12 protein-coding genes are annotated in these 19,577 nt (G+C 68.0%); 6 read left to right on the top strand and 6 right to left on the bottom strand.

The features are described from left to right. Positions 1-82: 82 nt before the first annotated feature. Positions 83-2,110, bottom strand: coding sequence for an NAD-dependent DNA ligase LigA (gene ligA, locus AC1D2H_RS28615; RefSeq protein ID WP_478013232.1), 2,028 nt, complete (start codon positions 2,108-2,110; stop codon positions 83-85). A 34-nt stretch (positions 2,111-2,144) separates the two neighbouring features. Between ligA and AC1D2H_RS28610 the strand changes: the two genes are divergently transcribed. From AC1D2H_RS28610 to AC1D2H_RS28595, 4 genes are all read left to right on the top strand, one after another. Beyond that, positions 2,145-2,663, top strand: a complete 519-nt coding sequence (locus AC1D2H_RS28610; RefSeq protein WP_478013231.1) for a hemerythrin domain-containing protein — start codon at positions 2,145-2,147, stop codon at positions 2,661-2,663. Positions 2,664-2,737: 74 nt separating this feature from the next. Further along, on the top strand, positions 2,738-3,691 hold the full coding sequence (locus AC1D2H_RS28605) for a methyl-accepting chemotaxis protein (protein WP_478013230.1): 954 nt from the start codon (positions 2,738-2,740) through the stop codon (positions 3,689-3,691). 171 nt (positions 3,692-3,862) lie between these two features. Beyond that, on the top strand, positions 3,863-5,119 hold the full coding sequence (locus AC1D2H_RS28600) for a GAF domain-containing sensor histidine kinase (RefSeq protein WP_478013229.1): 1,257 nt from the start codon (positions 3,863-3,865) through the stop codon (positions 5,117-5,119). A 303-nt stretch (positions 5,120-5,422) separates the two neighbouring features. Then, the gene (locus tag AC1D2H_RS28595) at positions 5,423-7,288 is read left to right on the top strand and encodes a carbohydrate-binding module family 20 domain-containing protein (protein ID WP_478013228.1); all 1,866 of its coding nucleotides are present in this window, start codon (positions 5,423-5,425) and stop codon (positions 7,286-7,288) included. A 21-nt stretch (positions 7,289-7,309) separates the two neighbouring features. Here the strand turns inward: AC1D2H_RS28595 and AC1D2H_RS28590 are convergent, their stop codons facing one another. Beyond that, positions 7,310-8,224, bottom strand: coding sequence for a LysR family transcriptional regulator (locus tag AC1D2H_RS28590; RefSeq protein ID WP_478013227.1), 915 nt, complete (start codon positions 8,222-8,224; stop codon positions 7,310-7,312). A 148-nt stretch (positions 8,225-8,372) separates the two neighbouring features. On the opposite strand from AC1D2H_RS28590, the gene AC1D2H_RS28585 reads away from it, so the two are divergent. Together AC1D2H_RS28585 and AC1D2H_RS28580 are read left to right on the top strand one after the other, a co-directional pair. Beyond that, the gene (locus AC1D2H_RS28585; RefSeq protein WP_478013226.1) at positions 8,373-9,161 is read left to right on the top strand and encodes a lysostaphin resistance A-like protein; all 789 of its coding nucleotides are present in this window, start codon (positions 8,373-8,375) and stop codon (positions 9,159-9,161) included. 28 nt (positions 9,162-9,189) lie between these two features. Then, positions 9,190-10,731, top strand: coding sequence for a beta propeller repeat protein (locus tag AC1D2H_RS28580; protein WP_478013225.1), 1,542 nt, complete (start codon positions 9,190-9,192; stop codon positions 10,729-10,731). On the opposite strand, the gene paeA is transcribed toward AC1D2H_RS28580, so the two are convergent. From paeA to smc, 4 genes are all read right to left on the bottom strand, one after another. Further along, positions 10,732-12,033, bottom strand: coding sequence for a polyamine export protein PaeA (paeA, locus tag AC1D2H_RS28575; RefSeq protein ID WP_478013224.1), 1,302 nt, complete (start codon positions 12,031-12,033; stop codon positions 10,732-10,734). A 33-nt stretch (positions 12,034-12,066) separates the two neighbouring features. Continuing rightward, positions 12,067-14,775, bottom strand: coding sequence for a putative bifunctional diguanylate cyclase/phosphodiesterase (locus AC1D2H_RS28570; RefSeq protein ID WP_477929740.1), 2,709 nt, complete (start codon positions 14,773-14,775; stop codon positions 12,067-12,069). Between the two features lie 170 nt (positions 14,776-14,945). Continuing rightward, positions 14,946-15,995, bottom strand: coding sequence for a cell division protein ZipA C-terminal FtsZ-binding domain-containing protein (locus AC1D2H_RS28565; protein WP_478013223.1), 1,050 nt, complete (start codon positions 15,993-15,995; stop codon positions 14,946-14,948). After that, positions 15,992-19,507 carry a chromosome segregation protein SMC gene (gene smc / locus AC1D2H_RS28560; protein WP_478013222.1) on the bottom strand — a complete coding sequence of 1,172 codons (3,516 nt, stop codon included), beginning with the start codon at positions 19,505-19,507 and terminating at the stop codon, positions 15,992-15,994. Before smc ends, AC1D2H_RS28565 begins: the two co-directional genes overlap by 4 nt. Positions 19,508-19,577 lie beyond the last annotated feature (70 nt).

Here is a 19,577-nt window from a genome sequence, read left to right as displayed (position 1 = left end):
CAGGTGGGGTGGTTGATGGAGCCAGTTTCCGCAGCAGCGGGTTTTGGGTCTTGTAAAAACCCGCCACGAAAAGCCCTCCGCCCTAGCCCGCCAGCAAGGCCCGCAACCCGTCCTCGTCCAGTACCGCCACGCCCAGCGCCTGAGCCTTCTCCAGCTTGCTGCCGGCGTCCTCGCCGGCGATGACGTAGTTCGTCTTCTTGGACACCGAGCCGCTGACCTTGCCGCCGGCCTCCTCGATGAGCGCCTGAGCCTCGTCGCGGCTCAGCACGGGGAATTTTCCGGTCAACACCAGCGTCTTGCCCAGCAGCGGCCGCGGCCGGTCGTCGGCCTGGCCTTCGCTCTCCTTGGGCGCCACACCGRCCGCCAGCAGTTGCTCGACCACCTCGCGGTTGTGCGGCTGGGCGAAGAAGGTGTGGATGCTCGCCGCGACGATGGGGCCGACGTCGGGCACTTCCAGCAACTGCTCGACGCTGGCGTTCATCAGCTTGTCCAGCGTGCCGAAGTGGCGCGCCAGGTCCTTGGCCGTCGTCTCGCCGACCTGGCGGATGCCAAGGGAAAACAGGAAGCGCGCCAGCGTCGGCGTCTTGCTCTTCTCCAGCGCATCGACGATGTTCTGCGCGCTCTTCTCGGCCATGCGGTCCAGGGCCGCGAGCTTGGCGACGCCGAGCTTGTAGAGGCCGGGCAGGCTCAGCACGATGCCGGCGTCGACGAGTTGCTCGACCAGCTTGTCGCCCAGGCCCTCGATGTCCATGGCACGGCGGCCGGCGAAATGCAGCATGGCCTGCTTGCGCTGGGCCGGGCAGAAGACGCCACCGGTGCAGCGGTAGTCCATGCCACCGCGCTCACGCACGGCTTCGCTCTTGCACACCGGGCATTCGCGCGGCAGGCGGAAGTTGGGCACATAGCTGGCCCGCTCGCCGGGCACGCGGCCGACGACTTCGGGGATCACGTCACCGGCGCGGCGGACGATGACCTTGTCGCCCACGCGCACGCCCTTGCGGCGCATCTCGAAGACGTTGTGCAGCGTCGCGTTGGACACCGTCGTGCCGCCGACGAAGACCGGGTCCAGCCGCGCCACCGGGGTCAGCTTGCCGGTGCGGCCCACCTGCACGTCGATGGCCAGCAGCGTCGTCACCTGCTCCTGGGCCGGGTATTTGTGGGCCACGGCCCAGCGCGGCTCGCGGGTCTTGAAGCCGAGCTTCTGCTGCAGTTCGCGCGAGTTGACCTTGTAGACGATGCCGTCGATGTCGAAGGGCAGCGCGTCGCGCTTGGCCGCCATGGCCTGGTGGAACTGCACCAGGCCCTGCGGACCCTGCACCACGGCGCGGTCGGCATTGACCGGCAGGCCAAGGTCCGCGAGCGCATCCAGCATGCCGGCGTGCGTGCCGGGAATGTCCCAGCCCTGCACTTCACCCAGGCCGTAGGCGTAGAAGGACATCGGCCGCTGGCGCACCAGGGCCGGGTCCAGCTGGCGGATGGCGCCCGCCGCGGTGTTGCGCGGGTTGACAAAAGTCTTGTCGCCACGCTCGCGCTGGCGCTCGTTGAGCTTCTCGAAGTCGTCGCGGCGCATATAGACCTCGCCACGCACCTCCAGCACCGCGGGCGCATCGCCCTTGAGGCGCAGCGGGATCTGGCCAATCGTGCGCACGTTCTGCGTCACGTCCTCGCCCGTCTCGCCATCACCGCGCGTGGCAGCCTGCACCAGCACGCCGTGCTCATAGCGCAGGCTCATGGCCAGGCCGTCGAACTTCAGCTCGGCGGCATATTCGACCGGTGGGTCGGCCTCGGTCAGGCCCAGCTCGCGGCGCACGCGGGCATCGAAGGCGATGGCGCCGCCCTCGGTCGTATCGGTCTCGGTCGTGATCGACAGCATGGGCACGACGTGGCGCACCGGCGTGAGGCCGGCCAGCACGGCGCCGATGACGCGCTGGGTCGGCGAATCCGGCGTCAGCAACTCGGGGTGGGCGGCCTCGAGGGCCTGCAATTCCTGGAAAAGCTTGTCGTACTCGGCATCCGGCAGGGCCGGCTGGTCGAGCACGTAGTAGAGGTGGGCGTGATGGTTGAGCTGGGTGCGCAACTCGGCGGCGCGCTGGGTGGGCGTGGCGGTCATGGGGGCATTTTGTCGCGGCCAGACAATCCGCCGCATGAGTTCACGCGTCGACCTCCTGCATGCCGGCCCCGCCGTGGGCTTTGACGAGCCCTTCGAGATGCTCGCCGCCTGCCACGAGCGCGTGCGGCGCAGCCTGGACCTGCTCCAGCGCCTGCAGGCGCATGTGCAGCAGCATGGCGTGGACGAGCAGGCTCGCGATGCCGCCGCCGACGTGCTGCGCTACTTCGACCGCGCCGGCCCCGCCCACCATGAGGACGAGGAGCGCCATGTACTGCCACGGCTGCGTGCGGCGGGTCTGGCCGAGATGGCCGACCGGCTGCATGCCGATCATGTCGAGATGACGTCGCTCTGGGCGCGGCTGCGGGAACCGCTGGCTGCCTGGACGGCAGGAAAAGGCGCCGACCTAGATGCCGCCCTGTTGCAGCGTTATGTCAATCTCTACGAGGCCCATCTGGCCGTCGAGGACGCCCAGGCCTTCACCACCGCCCGAGCTGGCGTCAGCGACGCCGATCTCATCCGCATGGGAGAGGAGATGGCCGCGCGCAGGCGTTGAAAGCGCGATTCAACGCTGTCATCATGGTTCGACCGGCCGCAGGGAGCGGGCGCAGGAGGATGGTGGCGATTGCCATGGCCATCGGCGCGGGCGTGGCCTGGCGCATGACGCGCTCGGTGACGCTGCCGCCGAGCCGCGCGCGCTCGGCCGCCGAGCAGATTGCCGGTGGCGACCTGACCACCGACGTCGACAGCCAGGCCCGCGACGAACTGGGCGACCTGCTGCGCGGCCTGGCGCGCATGCGCGACGCGCTGCACGAGTCCCTGAGCACGGTGAGGTTGAGCGCTGACGCCATCGCCCAGGCCAGCGACGAGGTCTCGGCTGGCAGCCTGGACCTGTCCTCGCGCACCGAGGAGGCCACCGCCAACCTGGAGCAGACGGCCGCGGCCATGCAGCAGATCACCGAGAGCGCCCAGTCCAATGCCAGGGCGGCCGGCGAGGCCAACCACCTGGCCGGTGGCGCGTCGGGCGTGGCGGAGCGTGGTGGCTCGGCGGTGGGCGATGTCATCCGCACCATGCAGGGCATCCAGCAGTCCTCAACCAAGATCGCCGACATCATCGGGGTCATCGACGGCATCGCCTTCCAGACCAACATCCTGGCCTTGAATGCCGCTGTCGAGGCGGCGCGGGCCGGCGAGCAGGGCCGCGGCTTCGCGGTCGTGGCTGCCGAGGTGCGCACGCTGGCCCAGCGCAGCGCGCAGGCGGCGCGCGAGATCAAGACGCTGATCTCCAGCTCGGTCGAGCAGGTCGAGGCCGGTTCGCGCCAGGTGACCCAGGCGGGCGAAACCATCCAGGACGTCGTGCAGGCCGTCGGCCGGGTCACGCAGATGATTGGCCAGATCAGCAGCGGCGTGCAGAACCAGACCCACAGCCTGGGCGAGGTGAACACGGCCGTGGGTCAACTGGACTCGATGACACAGCAGAACGCCGCCCTGGTCGAGGAGTCGGCCGCCGCGTCGGAAGCCCTCAAGCGCCAGGCCGCGACGCTGGCCGAGGTCGTGGCGCGTTTCAGGCTGCGGCGCGCCTGAGCGAGTGGGATCGCCGTTTGCAGGCGGCCTTTCTGATCGCTGCGAAGGTGACGCGGCGCCACCTTCGCAGCGGGCGTGCTCAGCGCGTCAAATACTGGTGACCATCGCGAGCAAACCGATATGCTGGCCCTCTGCGGCCGGTGCGGCGCACCCTGGCTCTGAGGTAGGGCGATGAAGGCCAAGCTTCCCGCGAACGAGTTGCAACGGCTCGATGCCTTGCATCAATGTCAAGTGCTCGACACGCCACCGGAAGGGGCGTTCGACGACATTACCGCGCTGGCTGCAAAGCTGCTGAACGCGCCCATCTCGCTGGTGTCCCTGGTTGACGAGACCCGGCAGTGGTTCAAGTCCCGGCATGGCCTGGAGGTCCCGCACACGCCGAGGGAAATCTCCTTCTGTTCGCACGCGATCCTGGAGGCGGGCTTTTTCGAGATCCCAGATGCCCTCGACGACCCGCGGTTCGTCGACAACCCGCTGGTCACCGGGCAGCCCCACATCCGCTTTTACGCAGGCACGACGCTGCTGACGGCGGATGGCCGAGCGCTGGGAACCTTGAACGTCATCGATACGGTGCCGCGCAAGCTGTCGGAGAGCGAGAGACAGACGCTGACGGTCCTGGGGCGTCAGGTCACGGCTCAACTGGAACTCCGCCGCAAGGCTTTGGAGCTGCGGCAGGAGGTGGCGGAGCGCCAACGCGCCCGTGCGGCCGCCGAAGAAGCCAACCAGGCGAAGAGTCAATTTCTCGCCCGCATGAGCCACGAAATGCGGACGCCTCTCAATGCGATCCTCGGCTTTGCCCAGTTGATGCAGATCGAGAACGCTGCCCGGCCCGATCCGTCCACGGTCAACCGGGCTGGCCAGATCCTGCGGGCGGGCGAGTTGCTGCTGGAGCTGGTCAACGAGACCCTGGACCTCGCACGCATCGAGGCGAGTGCCATCGATCTGCATCCAGAAGATCAGCCACTGGGCCCACTGGTCCGAGCCTGCATCGAATTGCTGAGCGAAGCCGCGCAGCAGTCGCAGATTGAACTGCACAACGCCGTCGAGCTGGACGGTGGCCCTTGCCTGAGAGTCGACGGCAGGCGGTTGAAGCAGATCCTGATCAACCTCCTGTCCAACGCCATCAAGTACAACTCACCCGGCGGCTGCGTCAGCGTCACGGCCACGGCCCACAGGGGCCGGGTGTGCATCGCCGTGAAGGATTCCGGCCCCGGCATCGAAGAGGCCAAGTTGGCTCAGCTCTTCCAGCCTTTCAACCGGCTCGGCGCCGAGCGCACCGCTGTCGTCGGCACGGGTCTCGGTTTGGCCATTGCCAAGCGACTCGCCGAGTTGATGGGCGGAGACCTGGGTGTGCAAAGCGTTGTCGGCAGCGGCACGACATTCACCCTTGCGCTGCCGCTCGACGACGCAGGCGACCGTACCGACTGAGAAAGCGGTGCCTCGTGGCGAAGCTCGCACGCCCGTGACCAAGCCTCTCACAGGAAACGGTTGCAAAGCTACACGAACGATATGCTCGCCCGACCAGTGACGAAGCTATTTCTCCTGGTAACGACTTTTGTTCTAGGGATGAATCCGAAGAATAAGTAGTTTTCCTACGCACTTTGTTGAGTCGACTGTCTAGAGTCGCACCACTTTCCCGAAGCAGGAAAGGCGGCCATGGCTTGTTGTCGATTGGCCGAACCCAGCCGCCCCATGACGAGGGCGGCGGTCGATCAACACCGGAGACAAGACATGCCCCTGCTGCCGCACCCGAGCCGCCGGCTCATCCATGCCCTGACGCTGACCGCCAGCGCCGCCCTGGCCAGCTTCGCGCCCCCTGCCCTGGCGCTGAACCCGAACTCCACCTCGGTGCAGATGTTCGAATGGAGCTGGAACGACATCGCCACCGAATGCACCCAATGGCTGGGGCCCAAGGGCTTCGGCGGCGTGCAGATCTCGCCGCCGGGCGCGTCCAAGAACGCCAACGGCTGGTGGGGTGTCTACCAGCCGGTCAACTACACCAACCTGACCAGCCGCATGGGCACGCCGTCCCAGCTGCAGGCCATGATCAACACCTGCCACATGGCCGGTGTGCGCGTCTATGCCGACATCGTCGTCAACCAGATGGCTGACGGCAGCGGCACGGCCACCGACGGCTCGACCTGGAATGCCGCGACGCTGGCCTACCCCTTCTTCAGCGCCAGCGACTTCCACGCCAACTGCAACATCAACGACGCTGACTACAACACGCCGTCGGGCCGCTGGAATGTGCAGAACTGCCGCCTCGGCGGCTTGCCCGACCTGGCCACCGAGAGCAGCTATGTGCAGGGCCAGATCGTCAACTACCTGAAGGCCCTGCTGGCCCTGGGCGTGGACGGTTTCCGCATCGACGCCTCCAAGCACATGCCGGCCGGCGCCTGGACGTCCATCATGAACGCCGTCAAGGCCGCCTACCCGACGACGCTGAAGGGCGAGCCGATCTGGGTCACGCAGGAAATCATCAACGACGGTGAGGTGGACCGGCCGAGCTACTTCCCGGTCGGCACGCTCAACGAGTTCCAGTTCACGTCGGCGATGCGCGACGTCTTCCGCAACAACAACGGCCTCAACCTCGCCAGCATCCCCAGCGTGATGGGCACCTGGGGCAACTGGGGCGGCAGCTGGGGCTTCATCCAGCCGCAGAACGCCACCATCTTTGTCACCAACTGGGACACCGAGCGCAATGGCGGTTCACTGAACATCAACAACAACGGCGGCGCCGATGCCGGCGGCCAGCGCTACACCCTGGCCCATGTCTTCATGCTGGCGCAAGGGTATGGCGAGGCCCAGCTCTACTCGGGCTTCAAGTTCACCGACACCGGCGCCGACCGCCCGAGCGCCAGCCCCTACAGCGGCGGCACGCCGCAGATCAACGTGGTGTGGGACTTCGCCCACCGCTGGACGCCGCTGGCCAATATGGTGGCCTTTCGCAATGCGTCCATCGGCCAGGCCCAGCAGAACTGGATCGTCGGCAACAACGGCAACCAGGTCGCCTTCAGCCGCGGCAATGTCGGCTTCGTGGCACTGAACAACAGCGGCAGCGCCTGGACGCGCAGCTTCGCCACGGGTCTACCCGCCGGCACCTACTGCAACGTCATCAACGGCACCAAGAACGCCGCCGGCACGGGCTGCACGGCCGACTCGGTGACGGTGGACGCCAGCGGCAATGCCAACATCACCGTGCCGGCCAACAGCGGCAGCCCCACGCCGGCCGTGGCCATCTACACGGGCCAGAAGACCAGCGGTGGCGGTGGCGGCACTTGCTCAGTGACCTTCACCATCGCCAACGCGAACACCGTCAGCGGCCAGAACCTGCGCGTCGTCGGCAACGTGACCGGTCTCGGCGCCTGGGCGCCGGGCTCGGGCTTTGCGCTGACCATCCAGGGCTCGGGCGCCAATGTGCCGTGGACGGGCACGGTCAGCCTGCCCGCCGGCACGGCGATTCAGTACAAATACGTGAAGTGGAACGGCTCGTCAGCCGTCTGGGAAAGCAACCAGGCCACCGGCAGCGGCAACCGCGAGTTCACGAGCTGTGCCAGCGGTTCGCAGGCGCGCAGTGACGGCAACTTCAAGTTCTGACGCGCCGAACAGGGCTGCGGCTCATGCATTCAGCCGCAGCCCCACCTCGCTGGCCAAGGTGTCGAAGACCGTCTTGATGAGCCGGTTGCTGGCTATTTCTCGGTGGGTGTTGAGCCACAGCGGCAAGCGCGGCAGAGGCAGGCCAGGCAGCACGGGCCGCAGCTCGGGGTTTGCAGCGAGCAGATAGCTCGCCGCGAAGCCTATGCCCGCACCTGCCTTGAGTGCGCCCAGATAGGCCGCCTTGTCATCGGTGCGCAGCGCGAATTCACGCTGCCCGAGCGGGACGCCGACCTGCTTGAACCACTGCGTCATGGTGTCCAGCTTGTCGTTGCCCAGCAGGCGGTGCCGCGCCAGATCCTCGACGGCCAGCGGTTCGCCGTGCTGTTCCAGATAGCCCTGGCTGGCACAGGCCACGATGCGGAACTCGCCCAGCTTGCGGCTGACGATGTCCAGTTGCTTGGGCGGGCTGATCCAGAAACCGATGTCGGCGTCCCGGCTCAAGAGGTCGGGCAAGGTGTCGCTGGCGAGCAGTTCGATCTCCAGGCCCGGGTAGGCCTGCAGCAGCCCCGTCAGCAAATCCGGCAGCAGCGTCGTGGCGATCATCTGCGTGGCGTAGACCCGCACCGTGCCGGTCAACGCCTCGCCGCGACTGGCCAGGCCCAGGCAGAGCTGGTGGGCGGCCTCCTCCATGGCCTGGGCATGGACGAGGATCTGCTGAGCCGCGGCGGTGGGATGCAGGCCGCGGCTGCTGCGCTCGAACAACTGCGCGCCGAGCTGAGATTCCAACTCGATCAGATGGCGGCTCAGCGTCGGCTGTTGCAGTGACTGCTGGCGGGCCGCCGCAGCCAGGCTGCCGGCGCGGTAGATGGCTAGAAAGCTGCGCAGCAGGACCCAGTCGAATTCCTGGGGATCCAGCCGCGCTATGCGCATTTGCATAGGCAGGTATCCGTGATGGCGGGTGGCGGCTTGTACGGTAAGCCAATAGCCTCCCGGCTCCAAATCCTGCCCGCTGGCCGTGTCCATGTCCGCCTCGAATCCGGCTCAGCCGAGCCTTGTTGCTGCCCGCTTGCAGCAGCGCCCGCTGTTGCGCCTCTTGCTCGCCGTCTTCGTCATCGGCCTGCCTTTTGTGCTGATCGCCAAGACCCTGGCGCTGGCCTTGCCCGATCCAGGCCTGCGTGGTCTGGGCAACGTGTTGCGGGGCCTGCTGATGGTGGCGCTGTACGCCGGCTATGTGCGCTGGATCGAGCAACGGCGCGTGAGCGAGGTGGCAGGGCCGGCGGCGTTCAAGGAATTTGCGCTCGGCGCGGGCCTGGCCATGGCGCTGATCGTCGCCCACGTCGCCCTGCTGGCCGCGGCGGGCCACTATGTCGTGACGGGATGGTCGGACTGGCGGACCGCCGTCACCGGCGTGCTGCCGGCCATGCTGGTCGTGGCCGTCTGCGAGGAAATCCTGCTGCGTGGGCTGCTTTTCAGGCTGTTGGAGCAAGCCTGGGGCAGCTGGGTGGCGCTGGCTGTCTCGTCGCTGATCTTCGGACTGATGCACTTTTTCAATCCGAACGCCACGCTCGCCACTTCGGTGGCGCTGGCTTTGGGGCTGGGGCTGATGTTTGCCGCGGCCTACATGCTGACGCGCCGGCTCTGGCTGGCCATCGGCCTGCATTTCGGCTGGAACTATGCCCAGGCCGGCCTCTTCGACGTGCCCATGTCAGGCATCGAGGCCAAAGCCGTGATGCACGCCCATATCACCGGGCCTGACTGGCTCAGCGGCGGAAGCTTCGGGGCCGAAGCAGCCCTTCCAAGCCTGGCGCTTTGCCTGCTCATCAGCGCCTGGATGCTGCGCCGAGCCTGGCAGCTTGGCCAGTTCCGCCGCTGAACCACTAGCCCCCAACCCGAGTCTGTCCATGCCGTTGATCGCCTTCTGGGCCCGCCTTCTTTTGCTGGCCGCTTTCTGTCACGTCGCCCAGGCGGCCGATTCCGTCCAGGGCTATGTACTGGCCAGCCTGCCGGGTGCCGAACCCGCGGACACGCTGGTGCTCGAGTCTGTAAACGACAAGGCCAAGTACCGTCTCGCCAAGCTGGCCAGCCGCGGTGGCCACACCCTGGGCATGGCGTTGCCGGCGGGTGACTACAGGCTGCACAAATGGCGCGATGGCTTCATGCCGCCCTACCCGACGATCACCGTCATGGCGGGCCGGCTGACCGACATGGGCAGCCTGGTGCCAGTGCCCGTTGGCAACAACGACATGGTCCTGCTGCCGCTGCACAACGCCGAGACGGCGCGCAATGCACAAGCCGCCGCCGCGGAACTGCAGTCGCTGCAGTCCAGGGACCCCCTGCCCTGGCGCGTCGAGCGCGTGCCGGCCCCCTCGCAAGTCGTGCTCGACCCGGGCCAACGTTTCGGCCTCATTCCCTATCTGCTGAAGTACTACGAAGCCCGCACCAACGCGGCCCCGATCGGCAAGCGGCTGCGCGAGGCGGTGTCCGTGGACGAGTTCGCTGCCCTGGCCAAGCTCGCCACGCCGCCGCTGACCCAGAAGCTCGTCATGGATGCGCAGGGGCGCAGCTATTTCGGCGCCGCCCTCGGCCAGATCCGGGTGCGCGACGCCAACGGCACCTGGAGCGCGCTGGACACCGGCAGCCTGCACACCATCACCGCTGTCGCGGCGTCGGCAGGCCAGCTGCTGGCCGGCTTCGAGAACGGCATGGTGCGCAGCAGTTCGGACGGCGGCGCCACCTGGAAGGCGGCTGCCGCGTTGGATCCAAGTGTTGCCGTGGTCGATATCTCGCGCCTGGGCGATCAATGGCTGACCACGACCGCCCGGGGCATCGTGCTGCGCAGCGGCCTGCGCAGCGTGGATCAGATGGTTGTTCATGCGGCCCGTGCCGCAGACCTGAGCGACCTCGCCAAGCTTCGCGAGTTCCCGGTGGAGACCGAGCCCCTGGTCCGCCCGGGCGCCGCGTCATTCGGGAACTACTTCTACGTCAACGCTTACCCCAAGCTGTGGCGCCTGGACCTCGCTACGCAGCAGTGGCAGTCCGTCGGGCCCGACACCGATGTGTCGGGGTTTCAGGTCGCGCCAGGCAACGGCACCCTGGCCGCCTACCGCATCAGGGGCGCCTTCTCCAAGCTCTATGTGTCCACCGACCATGGCGGCAGCTGGCGCAAGGCCGACAACCCGCCCTACGTCATCATGGACATTAGATTCACCGACGCCGACAACGGCCAGGCCGTGCGCTGGAACACGGGAGCCTTCTCGGGCGTGATCGAACTGCTGCAATACGACCGCACGAAGGACAGCTGGACCAAGGCGGTCGACGCGCCGGTGGGCTGCGTGGCGGCGCTTCCCGATGCCTCACACCGGGCCAGGTTCTGCGTCGCGCGCGGCGGCAACATCCTGAGCCTTGCCGACGGCAAATGGACGGCCGAATTCGCGGTGGATTGACTAGTTTCTGGCGGCCGGCGCCACGGCCGTGATCATGACCTGGTCGACGCGGTAGCTGTCCACGTCGACGACCTCGAAGCGCCAGCCTTCCCATTCGACGACATCGGTGCGTCGCGGGATGCGGCGCAGCATGACCATCAGGAAGCCGGCCAGCGTGTCGTAGGTGCCGGCATGCGGCCAGCCCTCGATGCCGAGCGAACGCTCAACATCGGGGATGGGCGTGATGCCGTCGGCCAGGAAGGAGCCATCCTCGCGGCGCACGATCTGCTCTTCATCGTGCGGCGCCACGAGGCTGCCCATCACCGTGTTCATGACGTCGTTCAGCGTGATGACGCCCACCACGCGGCTGTACTCGTTGACGACGACGGCGAAGTCCTCGTGGGCCTCGCGGAAATGCGTCAGCATCTCGGACAGCGTCAGCCGGTCCGGCACGATGAGCACCTTCTTGACGAGCACACCGCCATCCTCGCGCAGCGACAGCTGCTCGTCGCGCAGCACGCGCTGGAACAAATCGGTCGCGTCCACATAGCCGACGACCTGGTCGACATCGCCGTCGCAGACCAGATAGGTCGAGTGCGGTGTGTCGGCGATGCGGTTGCGGATCAGCACGTCGTCATCGTCTCTTGAGAAGAAGACGATGCGCTCGCGCTCCGTCATCACGGTCTCGACGGTGCGCGTGTCCAGCTCGAACACGTTGGCGATGACCTGCTGCTCCTCGTCCGCGACGACACCGGCCTGGTAGCCGGCCTCGGTCAGCGCCAGGATGTCGCGGTAGCTGATGGTCTCGTCGCGCTTGGCCGGCAGGCCGAGCAGGCGGATCAAGCCTTCGGTGATGCCGCTGAACAACCAGGCCAGCGGTTTCAGCACGCGGCACAGCGTCAGCATGGGCCCGACCAGGGCCATGGCGACGCGCTCGGGCTCGTTCATCGACAGGCGCTTGGGCACCAGGTCGGCCATGACGATGAAGAGCGAAGTGATGCTGATGAAGGAGGCCGCAAAGCCCAGCGTCGCGGCGAGCTCGGGCGCGACGACGAGACGCAGCGCGCTCTCGAAATGAGGCGTGAAGGCGCCCTCGCCCACGATGCCGGCCAGGATGGCCACGGTGTTGACGCCGATCTGCACGACGGTGAAATAGTCGCCTGGGTGCTCCTGCACGGCCAACACCTTGGCAGCGCGGGCATCGCCTGAATCGGCACGCTGCTRCAGATTGAGCCGGCGCGAGGCCGCCAGCGACAGCTCGGCCATCGAGAAGAAGGCGCTGGCGGCGATGAGGAGGGCAATCAGCAGCAGGCTGGTGGTCAAACGCCGATACCGAGATCTGGACAGATGGGCAGTTTATGCCGCGGTTTCGGCCGCCCGGCTGCACTTCTCCATGAAGGCCGTCGCGTCGGCCACCGGCACCGGGCGCGCATAGCCAAAGCCCTGCATGACATCGCATTGCCAGCCGCGCAGGCAGGCTTCCTGGCTGGCATCCTCGACGCCCTCGGCCACAACCGTCAGTCCCAAGCTGTGCGACAACTGGATCATGGCCTGCACGATGGCCGCCCCGCCCTCGTGATGGCCGAGATCGCGCACGAAGGCGCGGTCGATCTTCAGGCGGTTGATGGGAAAGCGCTTCAGGTAAGCCAGGCTGGAATAGCCCGTGCCGAAGTCGTCGATGGCCAGATGCAGGCCGAGTGCCCGCAACTCGGCCATCTTGGCGATGGTGGACTCGGCGTCGTCCATCATGGCACCCTCGGTGATCTCCAGCTCGATGAAGCGTGGGTTCATGCCGGTGCTGTCCAGCGCCTCGTGCACCGTGGCCATGAACTCAGGATGCTGGAACTGCCGCGGCGAGATGTTGACGGCCACGATGGGTCTGCCCAAGCCGCTGTCATGCCAGGCCTTGGCCTGGCGGCAGGCCTGCAGCAGCACCCAGCGCCCGATGGGCACGATGAGGCCGGATTCCTCGGCCAGCGGGATGAAGCGGTCCGGCGGGATCAGGCCATCGGGGCTGCGCCAGCGCAGCAGGGCCTCGAAGCCAGAGAGCTTGCGCGTGCGCAGATCGCACTGCGCCTGGTAGAAGAGTTCGAGCTCGCCACGCTCCAGGGCCTGCGACAGGCGGGCCTCCAGCTGCAGCCGGTCCTGCTGGTTGTCCAGCAGGCCTTGGGTGAAGACCACCGCACTGTTGCCGGGCTGGCCCTGCGCCTGCCGCATGGCGAGCTGGATGGCCTTGGCGATGTCGGCCGTCTGCGCACCGTCACGCGGGTATTCGGCGGCGCCTATGCTCAGCGTCACGGCGAGCTGCTGGCGCTGCACTTCAAACACGGGCTGCATCACCTCCAGCAACTGGTCCAGCAGGCCGCGCAAGGCGGCGTCGCCACCCAGGACAGGCACGATGGCGCCAAAGGACAGGCCGTCCATGCGGTAGAGGCGGCCGCCTGCGGCCTCGATGACAGCCTTCAGCCGTGCTGCCACCTGGCACAGCAATTCGTCGCCCGCCGCATGGCCCAGGCTGCCCATGATGCGGCCGAAGCGGTTGATGGCGATGCCCAGGCCGATGAAGCTCTGGTTGCCAAGCTCCCGGGCCCGCTGCTCCAGCGCACGCCGGTTGGGCAGGCCGGTCACGCGGTCGTGCAGGCCGACATGGGCCAGCTCGGCGTTGTGGGCCTGCAGCGCACGGTTGGCCTTGCGGGCGCGGCGGTACAAGGCCACCGTCAGCAGCACGACGACGAGCATGGCCAGGCCCAGGCCCAGGTTCAAGCGCCTTTCGCTGCTGTGGCGCTCGAGCTGGCTGGCCTGCAGTTCGTTGTCATGCCTGAGGGCCTCCAGGGCGCGCTGGTTCTGCTCGAAGCTGGAGCGGCGCTGCAGTTCCAGCACGGTGCTGACGCGGTCATTGCGTAGCAACTCGGTCTCCAGCGCCAAGGCCTTGCGCGACTGGCGCACGGCGCCGGCCACATCGCCCAGGGCTTCCAACAGGTCGGCATGGCGGTTCAGTTGCTCCATCAGGCGCTGCTTGCGGCCCTGCTTCTCCAGCGCTGCCAGGCCCTGGCTCACCAAGGGTTCGCCGGCGGCCTTCTGGCGCAGGCCGAGCCGCGCCAGCCCGGAGCTGATGGTGGCCACGGCCACGGCCTCGTCGTCGCCTTCCTGCCGGGCCAGCTTCAGCGCACGCTCGGCATAGCCCTGGGCAAGGCCGAAGTTGTGCGCGCTCAGATGCAGGTCGGCAAGCTCCTGCACCACCTCCGCCTGGGTGCTGAACCACGTCGCTCCGCCCGAGGCCGGACTCGCGCTGGCCGCACTCGCTGCCGCCAAGGACTCGATGCTGGCGGCCAATCGGCGCGCCTGCTGCTGGGCCTGATCACGAGCCGGGCCGCGACCCGCCTCTTCTTCGACCAGGGACTCGATCAGTTTGGCGGCCAGCTGCGACGACAGGCTGCCAGCGGCCTCGGCCATGTGGAAGGCCTGCTGCGCGTCAGCACGGGCACCATCGACATCGTGCAGGGCCAGGCGGATGGGCGCCATCGCGTTGTGGGCCTGTGCCCCGCGCCGTGGGTTGGACTGGGCCTGCGCCGACCGGCTCGCCGCTGCGTAGGCGCGCAGGCCCTCCGGCAAATGCCCGGACGCGAGGCTCAGATTGCCCGCCGTCATGAAAACCCAGTAGCGCAGGGGCTCGTCCTGCGTCTTCTCCACCCAGGGCAGGGCTTCGTTCACCCAGCCGTAGGCGGCGTTCAAACGTCCCGAGGAGAACAACACGGTCGCGCGCAGCGCATAGGCCGAGGCCATGGCCGCGGCATTGCCTTCACGTTCGCCCAGGTCGATGAGCTCGGTCGTCGCCGCATCGACGACGGTGAATTGGTCCATCAGGCCATGGGCATAGCCCCAGGCGGCGAGGAAGACGCGCAGGTTGTCACCACCCAGGGCCCGGGCCTGCGCTTCCAGCGGCCGCAGGCGCGCCACCACCTCGGGCGGCTCGCTGCCATGCCTCGCTTCGATGGCCTCGATCTGCTGGGCAAGCGTCGGGGCGGGGGCGGCATGGCAGGGCCCGCCCAGTAGCGCCAGCGCCAACAGCCCTCCCAGCACCCGCAAGCGGGCGGCTGAAAAACAGGAGTGACTGAAAACTGGGGGGAAGCCGCTGCGCATCGGGCTTGTCGAGCCGTGGGACGCACAGACTTTAGAAGCTTCGCCTTTCGGATGGTCAGCTAGACCACGCAGTTTGCGCGGCCAAAGTCACGCGATCAGCTGAACAGGCGCCGCGCGGCGGGCGAGCCGGCGGCCAGGTCGCGCTCGGCCAAGGCCAGATAGAGCTTCTTCAGCTCCACGTCGATGGACGCGAAGGCATGCAGGCCCAGCACCTGGCCGCGGTCGTCGCAGACTTCGGCCTCGAGGTCGCGGGCCAGCGAGCGGGCGGCCTCCTGCCAGGCGGCGAAGGGCTCCTGTTCGGCCGCGGTCTGCGGCACATCCAGCGCCAACGTCAGCTCGCGCAGCGACAGCGCCTCGGGGTCCTCGGCCAGGGCGGCCTGGGCGTCGAACTGCAACGTCAACACCGGGGGCGCGCCCTCCTCGATCGACGGCATGACGAGGCGGCCCGGCAGTGCGCCGGCGACAAAGCCATGGCGTCCCGCGGCCTGCTGCACGAAACCCGGCGTCCAGGCCGCGGCCTTGGCACGCAGCAGCAGCGCGAGCTGGGCATCGTGGCTGGCGGCGAACTGGTCCAGCTCGCGGGCACGGGCGACGACGTCCAGCATGTCGGGGAACTGCACGAAGCCGCCCACGCCATCGGCAAAGGCCTGGATCTTCTGCACGAACTCGGAATATTCGATCTCGTTGAGGGCGCCACTGCGGTTGGCCATCTTCAGCCCGGCCTGGAACTCGCTGTAGCGCTGGCCGGGGGCGGGCAGCTCCCAGTCGCCGGTCTCGGCGTTCAGGCCTTCGATCTGCAGCGGCTTGGTGCCGGCGCGGCGGCTGCCGGGCTGGTGCTGCAGGGCCATCTCGCCAGAGACGGGGCCCTCGACGGTGATGGTGGCGATGGCGTCGATCAGCGCGTCGATGCGGGCGGACGGACGGCGCAGCGTGCGTGCCACGGCCGGCAGCGTCGCCTCCAGCGCCTCGGCCTCGGCGGCCGCCTCCGCCGTCACGGGCGGCGCATCGAAGTGCGGCTCTTCCAACGGCGGCACGGCGCGCTTGGGGCCGGCCTTGCGCGCCTGCCAGGCACCGTGGGCCACGACGCCGGCGAGTACCGCGCCGCCAGCGATGGCGAGGAGTTCAGTGAGGGTCAAGCTCATCATGCTGCTTCGGCCATGGCCAGCGCCTTGTCCATGTCGACCGCGACGATGCGCGACACGCCCTGCTCCTGCATGGTCACGCCAATCAGTTGTTCAGCCATTTCCATCGCGATCTTGTTGTGCGAGATGAAGAGGAATTGCGTGCCGGCGCTCATCTTGGTGACCAGGCGCGCATAACGCTCGGTGTTGGCGTCATCCAGCGGCGCGTCGACCTCGTCCAGCAGGCAGAAAGGCGCCGGGTTGAGCTGGAAGATGGCGAACACGAGGGCGATCGCCGTCAGCGCCTTTTCGCCACCCGACAGCAGGTGGATGGTGCTGTTCTTCTTGCCCGGCGGCTGGGCCATGACCTGCACGCCGGCATCCAGGATCTCGTCGCCGGTCATGACGAGACGCGCCTCGCCGCCGCCGAAGAGCTCGGGGAACATGCGGCCGAAGTGGTCGTTGACCTGGTTGAAGGTCGAGCCCAGCAGGTCGCGGGTTTCGAGGTCGATCTTGTGGATGGCGTCTTCCAGCGTCTTGATGGCCGAGTTCAGGTCGGCGCACTGGGAGTCGAGGAAGGTCTTGCGTTCGCGCGCGGCGGTCAGCTCGTCCAGCGCGGCGAGGTTGACGGCACCCAGAGCGGCGATCTCGCGGTTGATGCGGTCGATCTCGCCCTGCAGGCCGTAGAGCTTGACGGCGCCGTCCTCGATGGACTTGGCCAGCGCCTCCAGGTCGACGGCGGCCGCTTCGAGCTGCTCGCGGTACTGGGCGCCGCCGAGCTGGGCGGCCTGCTCCTCGAGTTGCAGCTTGGTGATGGCCTCGCGCAGCGGGTCCAGGCTGCGCTCGAAGGTCATGCGCTGCTCATCGGCCTTGCGCAGGCGCAAGCTGAGGTCGTCGTAGTTGGCGCGCACGGCGGCCAGGGCCTGCTCGCGCTCGACCTTGATGGCCAGCGCGTCCTGCAAGCCGGCCTGGGCGGCGGCATCGTTCAGCGTGTCCAGCTCGCCCTGCAGGCTGGCGGCCGACGTGGCCACGGTGGCGATCTGCGCCTCGGCGGTCTCGATGCCGCGCTGCAGTTCGCCGCGGCGCGCGGCCAGCGTCTGCGTGGCGAAGCGGGCTTCCTGCGAGCGACGCTCCAGCGCGCGCAGCTGCTCGCGGGCGTCGGCCAGCTTGCGCTCGGCGGCGATGGTGCCGTCTTCGAGTTCGGCATGGCGCTGCTGGGCGTCGCCGAGCTGGATGTCCAGCTCCTCGAAGCGGGCCTCGCCGACGGCGCGGCGCTCCTGCAACGCCTCTTGCTGGCCGGCGATCTCGGCCAGCTCGGCGTCCAGCGCACTGCGGCGCTGCTGGCTGGCTTCGGCTTGGCTGGTCAGGCGCAGCAGCTCGACATGGATCTGGTGCGCCTGGGTCTGCGCCTCGCTGGCCTCGCGGCGCAGCGTCGTCAGGCGGCCGTTCGCGTCGTTGAACTGGTGCTCGATGCGGCTCAGCGACAGGCGCGCCTCGTCGGCGATCAGGTTCTGGGCGCGCTGGGCCGTGGTCAGCTGCTCGATCTCCTGGGCCCGGGCCAGCAGGCCGGCCTGCTCGGAGTCGGGCGCGTAGAAGGTGACCGAGAACTGGCCGACGGCGTGGCCTGCCGGCGTCAGGATCAGCTCGCCGTGAGTGAGCTTGCCGCGTGCGGCCAGCGCCTCATCCAGCGTCGGCGCGGTGTAGACGCCTTCCAGCCAGTCGTTCAGCAATGCGCTCAAGCCGGCGTCGTTGAGGCGCAGCAACTCGCTGAGCTTGGGCAGGGTCTCGTGCGTGTTGGCGATCGCGCCGGGCGGCGTCGAATAGAAGGCCAGGCGGGCCGGCGGTGCGTCGGCCTCGAAGGCGCGCACCGTGTCCAGCCGGCCGACGCTCAAGGCGCCCATGCGCTCGCGCAGCGCGGACTCCAGCGCGTTCTCCCAGCCTTGAGCGATGTGCAGCTGGGTCCACAGGCCCTGCAGCCCATCGAGGCCATGCTTGGCCAGCCAGGGCTTGAGCTTGCCCTCGGTCTGGACCTTTTCCTGCAGCGCCTTCAGCGCTTCCAGCCGCGCGGTGAGTTCGGACTGCCTGGCAAGCTGGGCATTGGTGTCCTGCTGGGCGTTGCGGCGCTGCTCTTCGAGCTGGGGCAGCTGCTCGGCCAGTTCCTGCAGGCGCGCATCCGACAGGTCGCGCGCCTCGTCGGCCGCGGCGCTGCGTTCGCGCAGGGCTTGCAGCGCCTCGTGGTCGGGCGCGCCCAGGGCACGCGACTCGGCCGTCAGCTTGTCCTCGCGCTGGCGCAGCGCCTTGACCTGCTCGTCCACGCTGCGGCTTTCGGCGGCCAGCACCTGGATCTGCTGCTGCACCTGGGCGACCAGGGCACGCTGCTCGTTGGCCCGCACCTGGGCCGCGCGCACGGCGTCCTCGCTCTGGGGCAGCTGGGCCTGCTGCTCCTCGGCCTGGGCGGCCAGGATCTCGCTCTGTTCGTCAGCGCCGGCGATCTGCTCGGCGATGCCTTCCAGCTCGGCCTTGGCCTGCTCGACGCGCTCGCGCCACTGGCCGTCCTGCGTGTGCAGCTCGGCCAGGCGGGCTTGCGCGCGGTTGCGGCTTTCGACGACGAAGCGGATGCGCTCCTCCAGCCGGCTCACCTCGAGCTGGGCGTCGGCAAAGCGGCCCTGTGAGGCATGCAGTTCGTCGCCGGCCGCGTAGTGCGACTGGCGCACCTCTTCCAGCGTGGCCTCGACGGCGCGCAGCTCGGCCGTGCGTGACTCCAGCGCGGTCAGCGCTTCAGCGTGCGCCGCCTTCACGCGCGTCGCCTCGTTGCCGGCGTCGCGCAGTTTCAGGAACCACAGCTGGTGCAGCTTCAGCGTGCCGCTGTCCTGCAGATTGCGATAGCTGGCCGCAACTTCGGCCTGGCGCTCGAGCTTCTCGAGGTTGGCATTCAGCTCGCGCAGGATGTCGTCGACGCGGGTCAGGTTCTCGCGCGTGTCCTTGAGCCGGTTCTCGGTCTCGCGGCGGCGTTCCTTGTACTTGGACACGCCGGCCGCTTCTTCGAGGAAGAGGCGCAGCTCTTCGGGCTTGCTCTCGATGATGCGCGAGATGGTGCCCTGGCCGATGATGGCGTAGGCGCGTGGCCCCAGGCCGGTGCCCAGGAACACGTCCTGCACGTCACGGCGGCGCACTGGTTGGTTGTTGATGAAGTAGCTGCTGGTGCCGTCACGCGTCAGCACGCGCTTGACGGCGATCTCGCTGAACTGGTTCCACGGCCCACCGGCACGCGCCGATTGGTTGTCGAACACCAGTTCGACGCTGGAGCGACCCGCCGGCTTGCGGTTGCCCGAGCCGTTGAAGATGACGTCCTGCATGGACTCGCCACGCAGCTCGCTGGCCTTGCTCTCGCCCAGCACCCAGCGCACCGCGTCCATGATGTTGGACTTGCCGCAGCCGTTGGGACCCACGACGCCGACGAGTTGCCCGGGCAACTGGAAGGTCGTGGGTTCAGCGAAGGATTTGAAGCCGGCCAGCTTGATCGAATTCAGCCGCATGTAGCTCGGACGTAAGCCCTTGATTTGGCTAAAGAAAAGCGCCTTCAATGGGCGCTTCGACGGGGTCGGA

The sequence above is a fragment of the Roseateles sp. P1_C1_2 genome, from assembly GCF_056406535.1.
The sequence above is the reverse complement of the archived record's forward strand: the minus strand, read 5'-3'. Positions and strand labels throughout refer to the sequence as shown.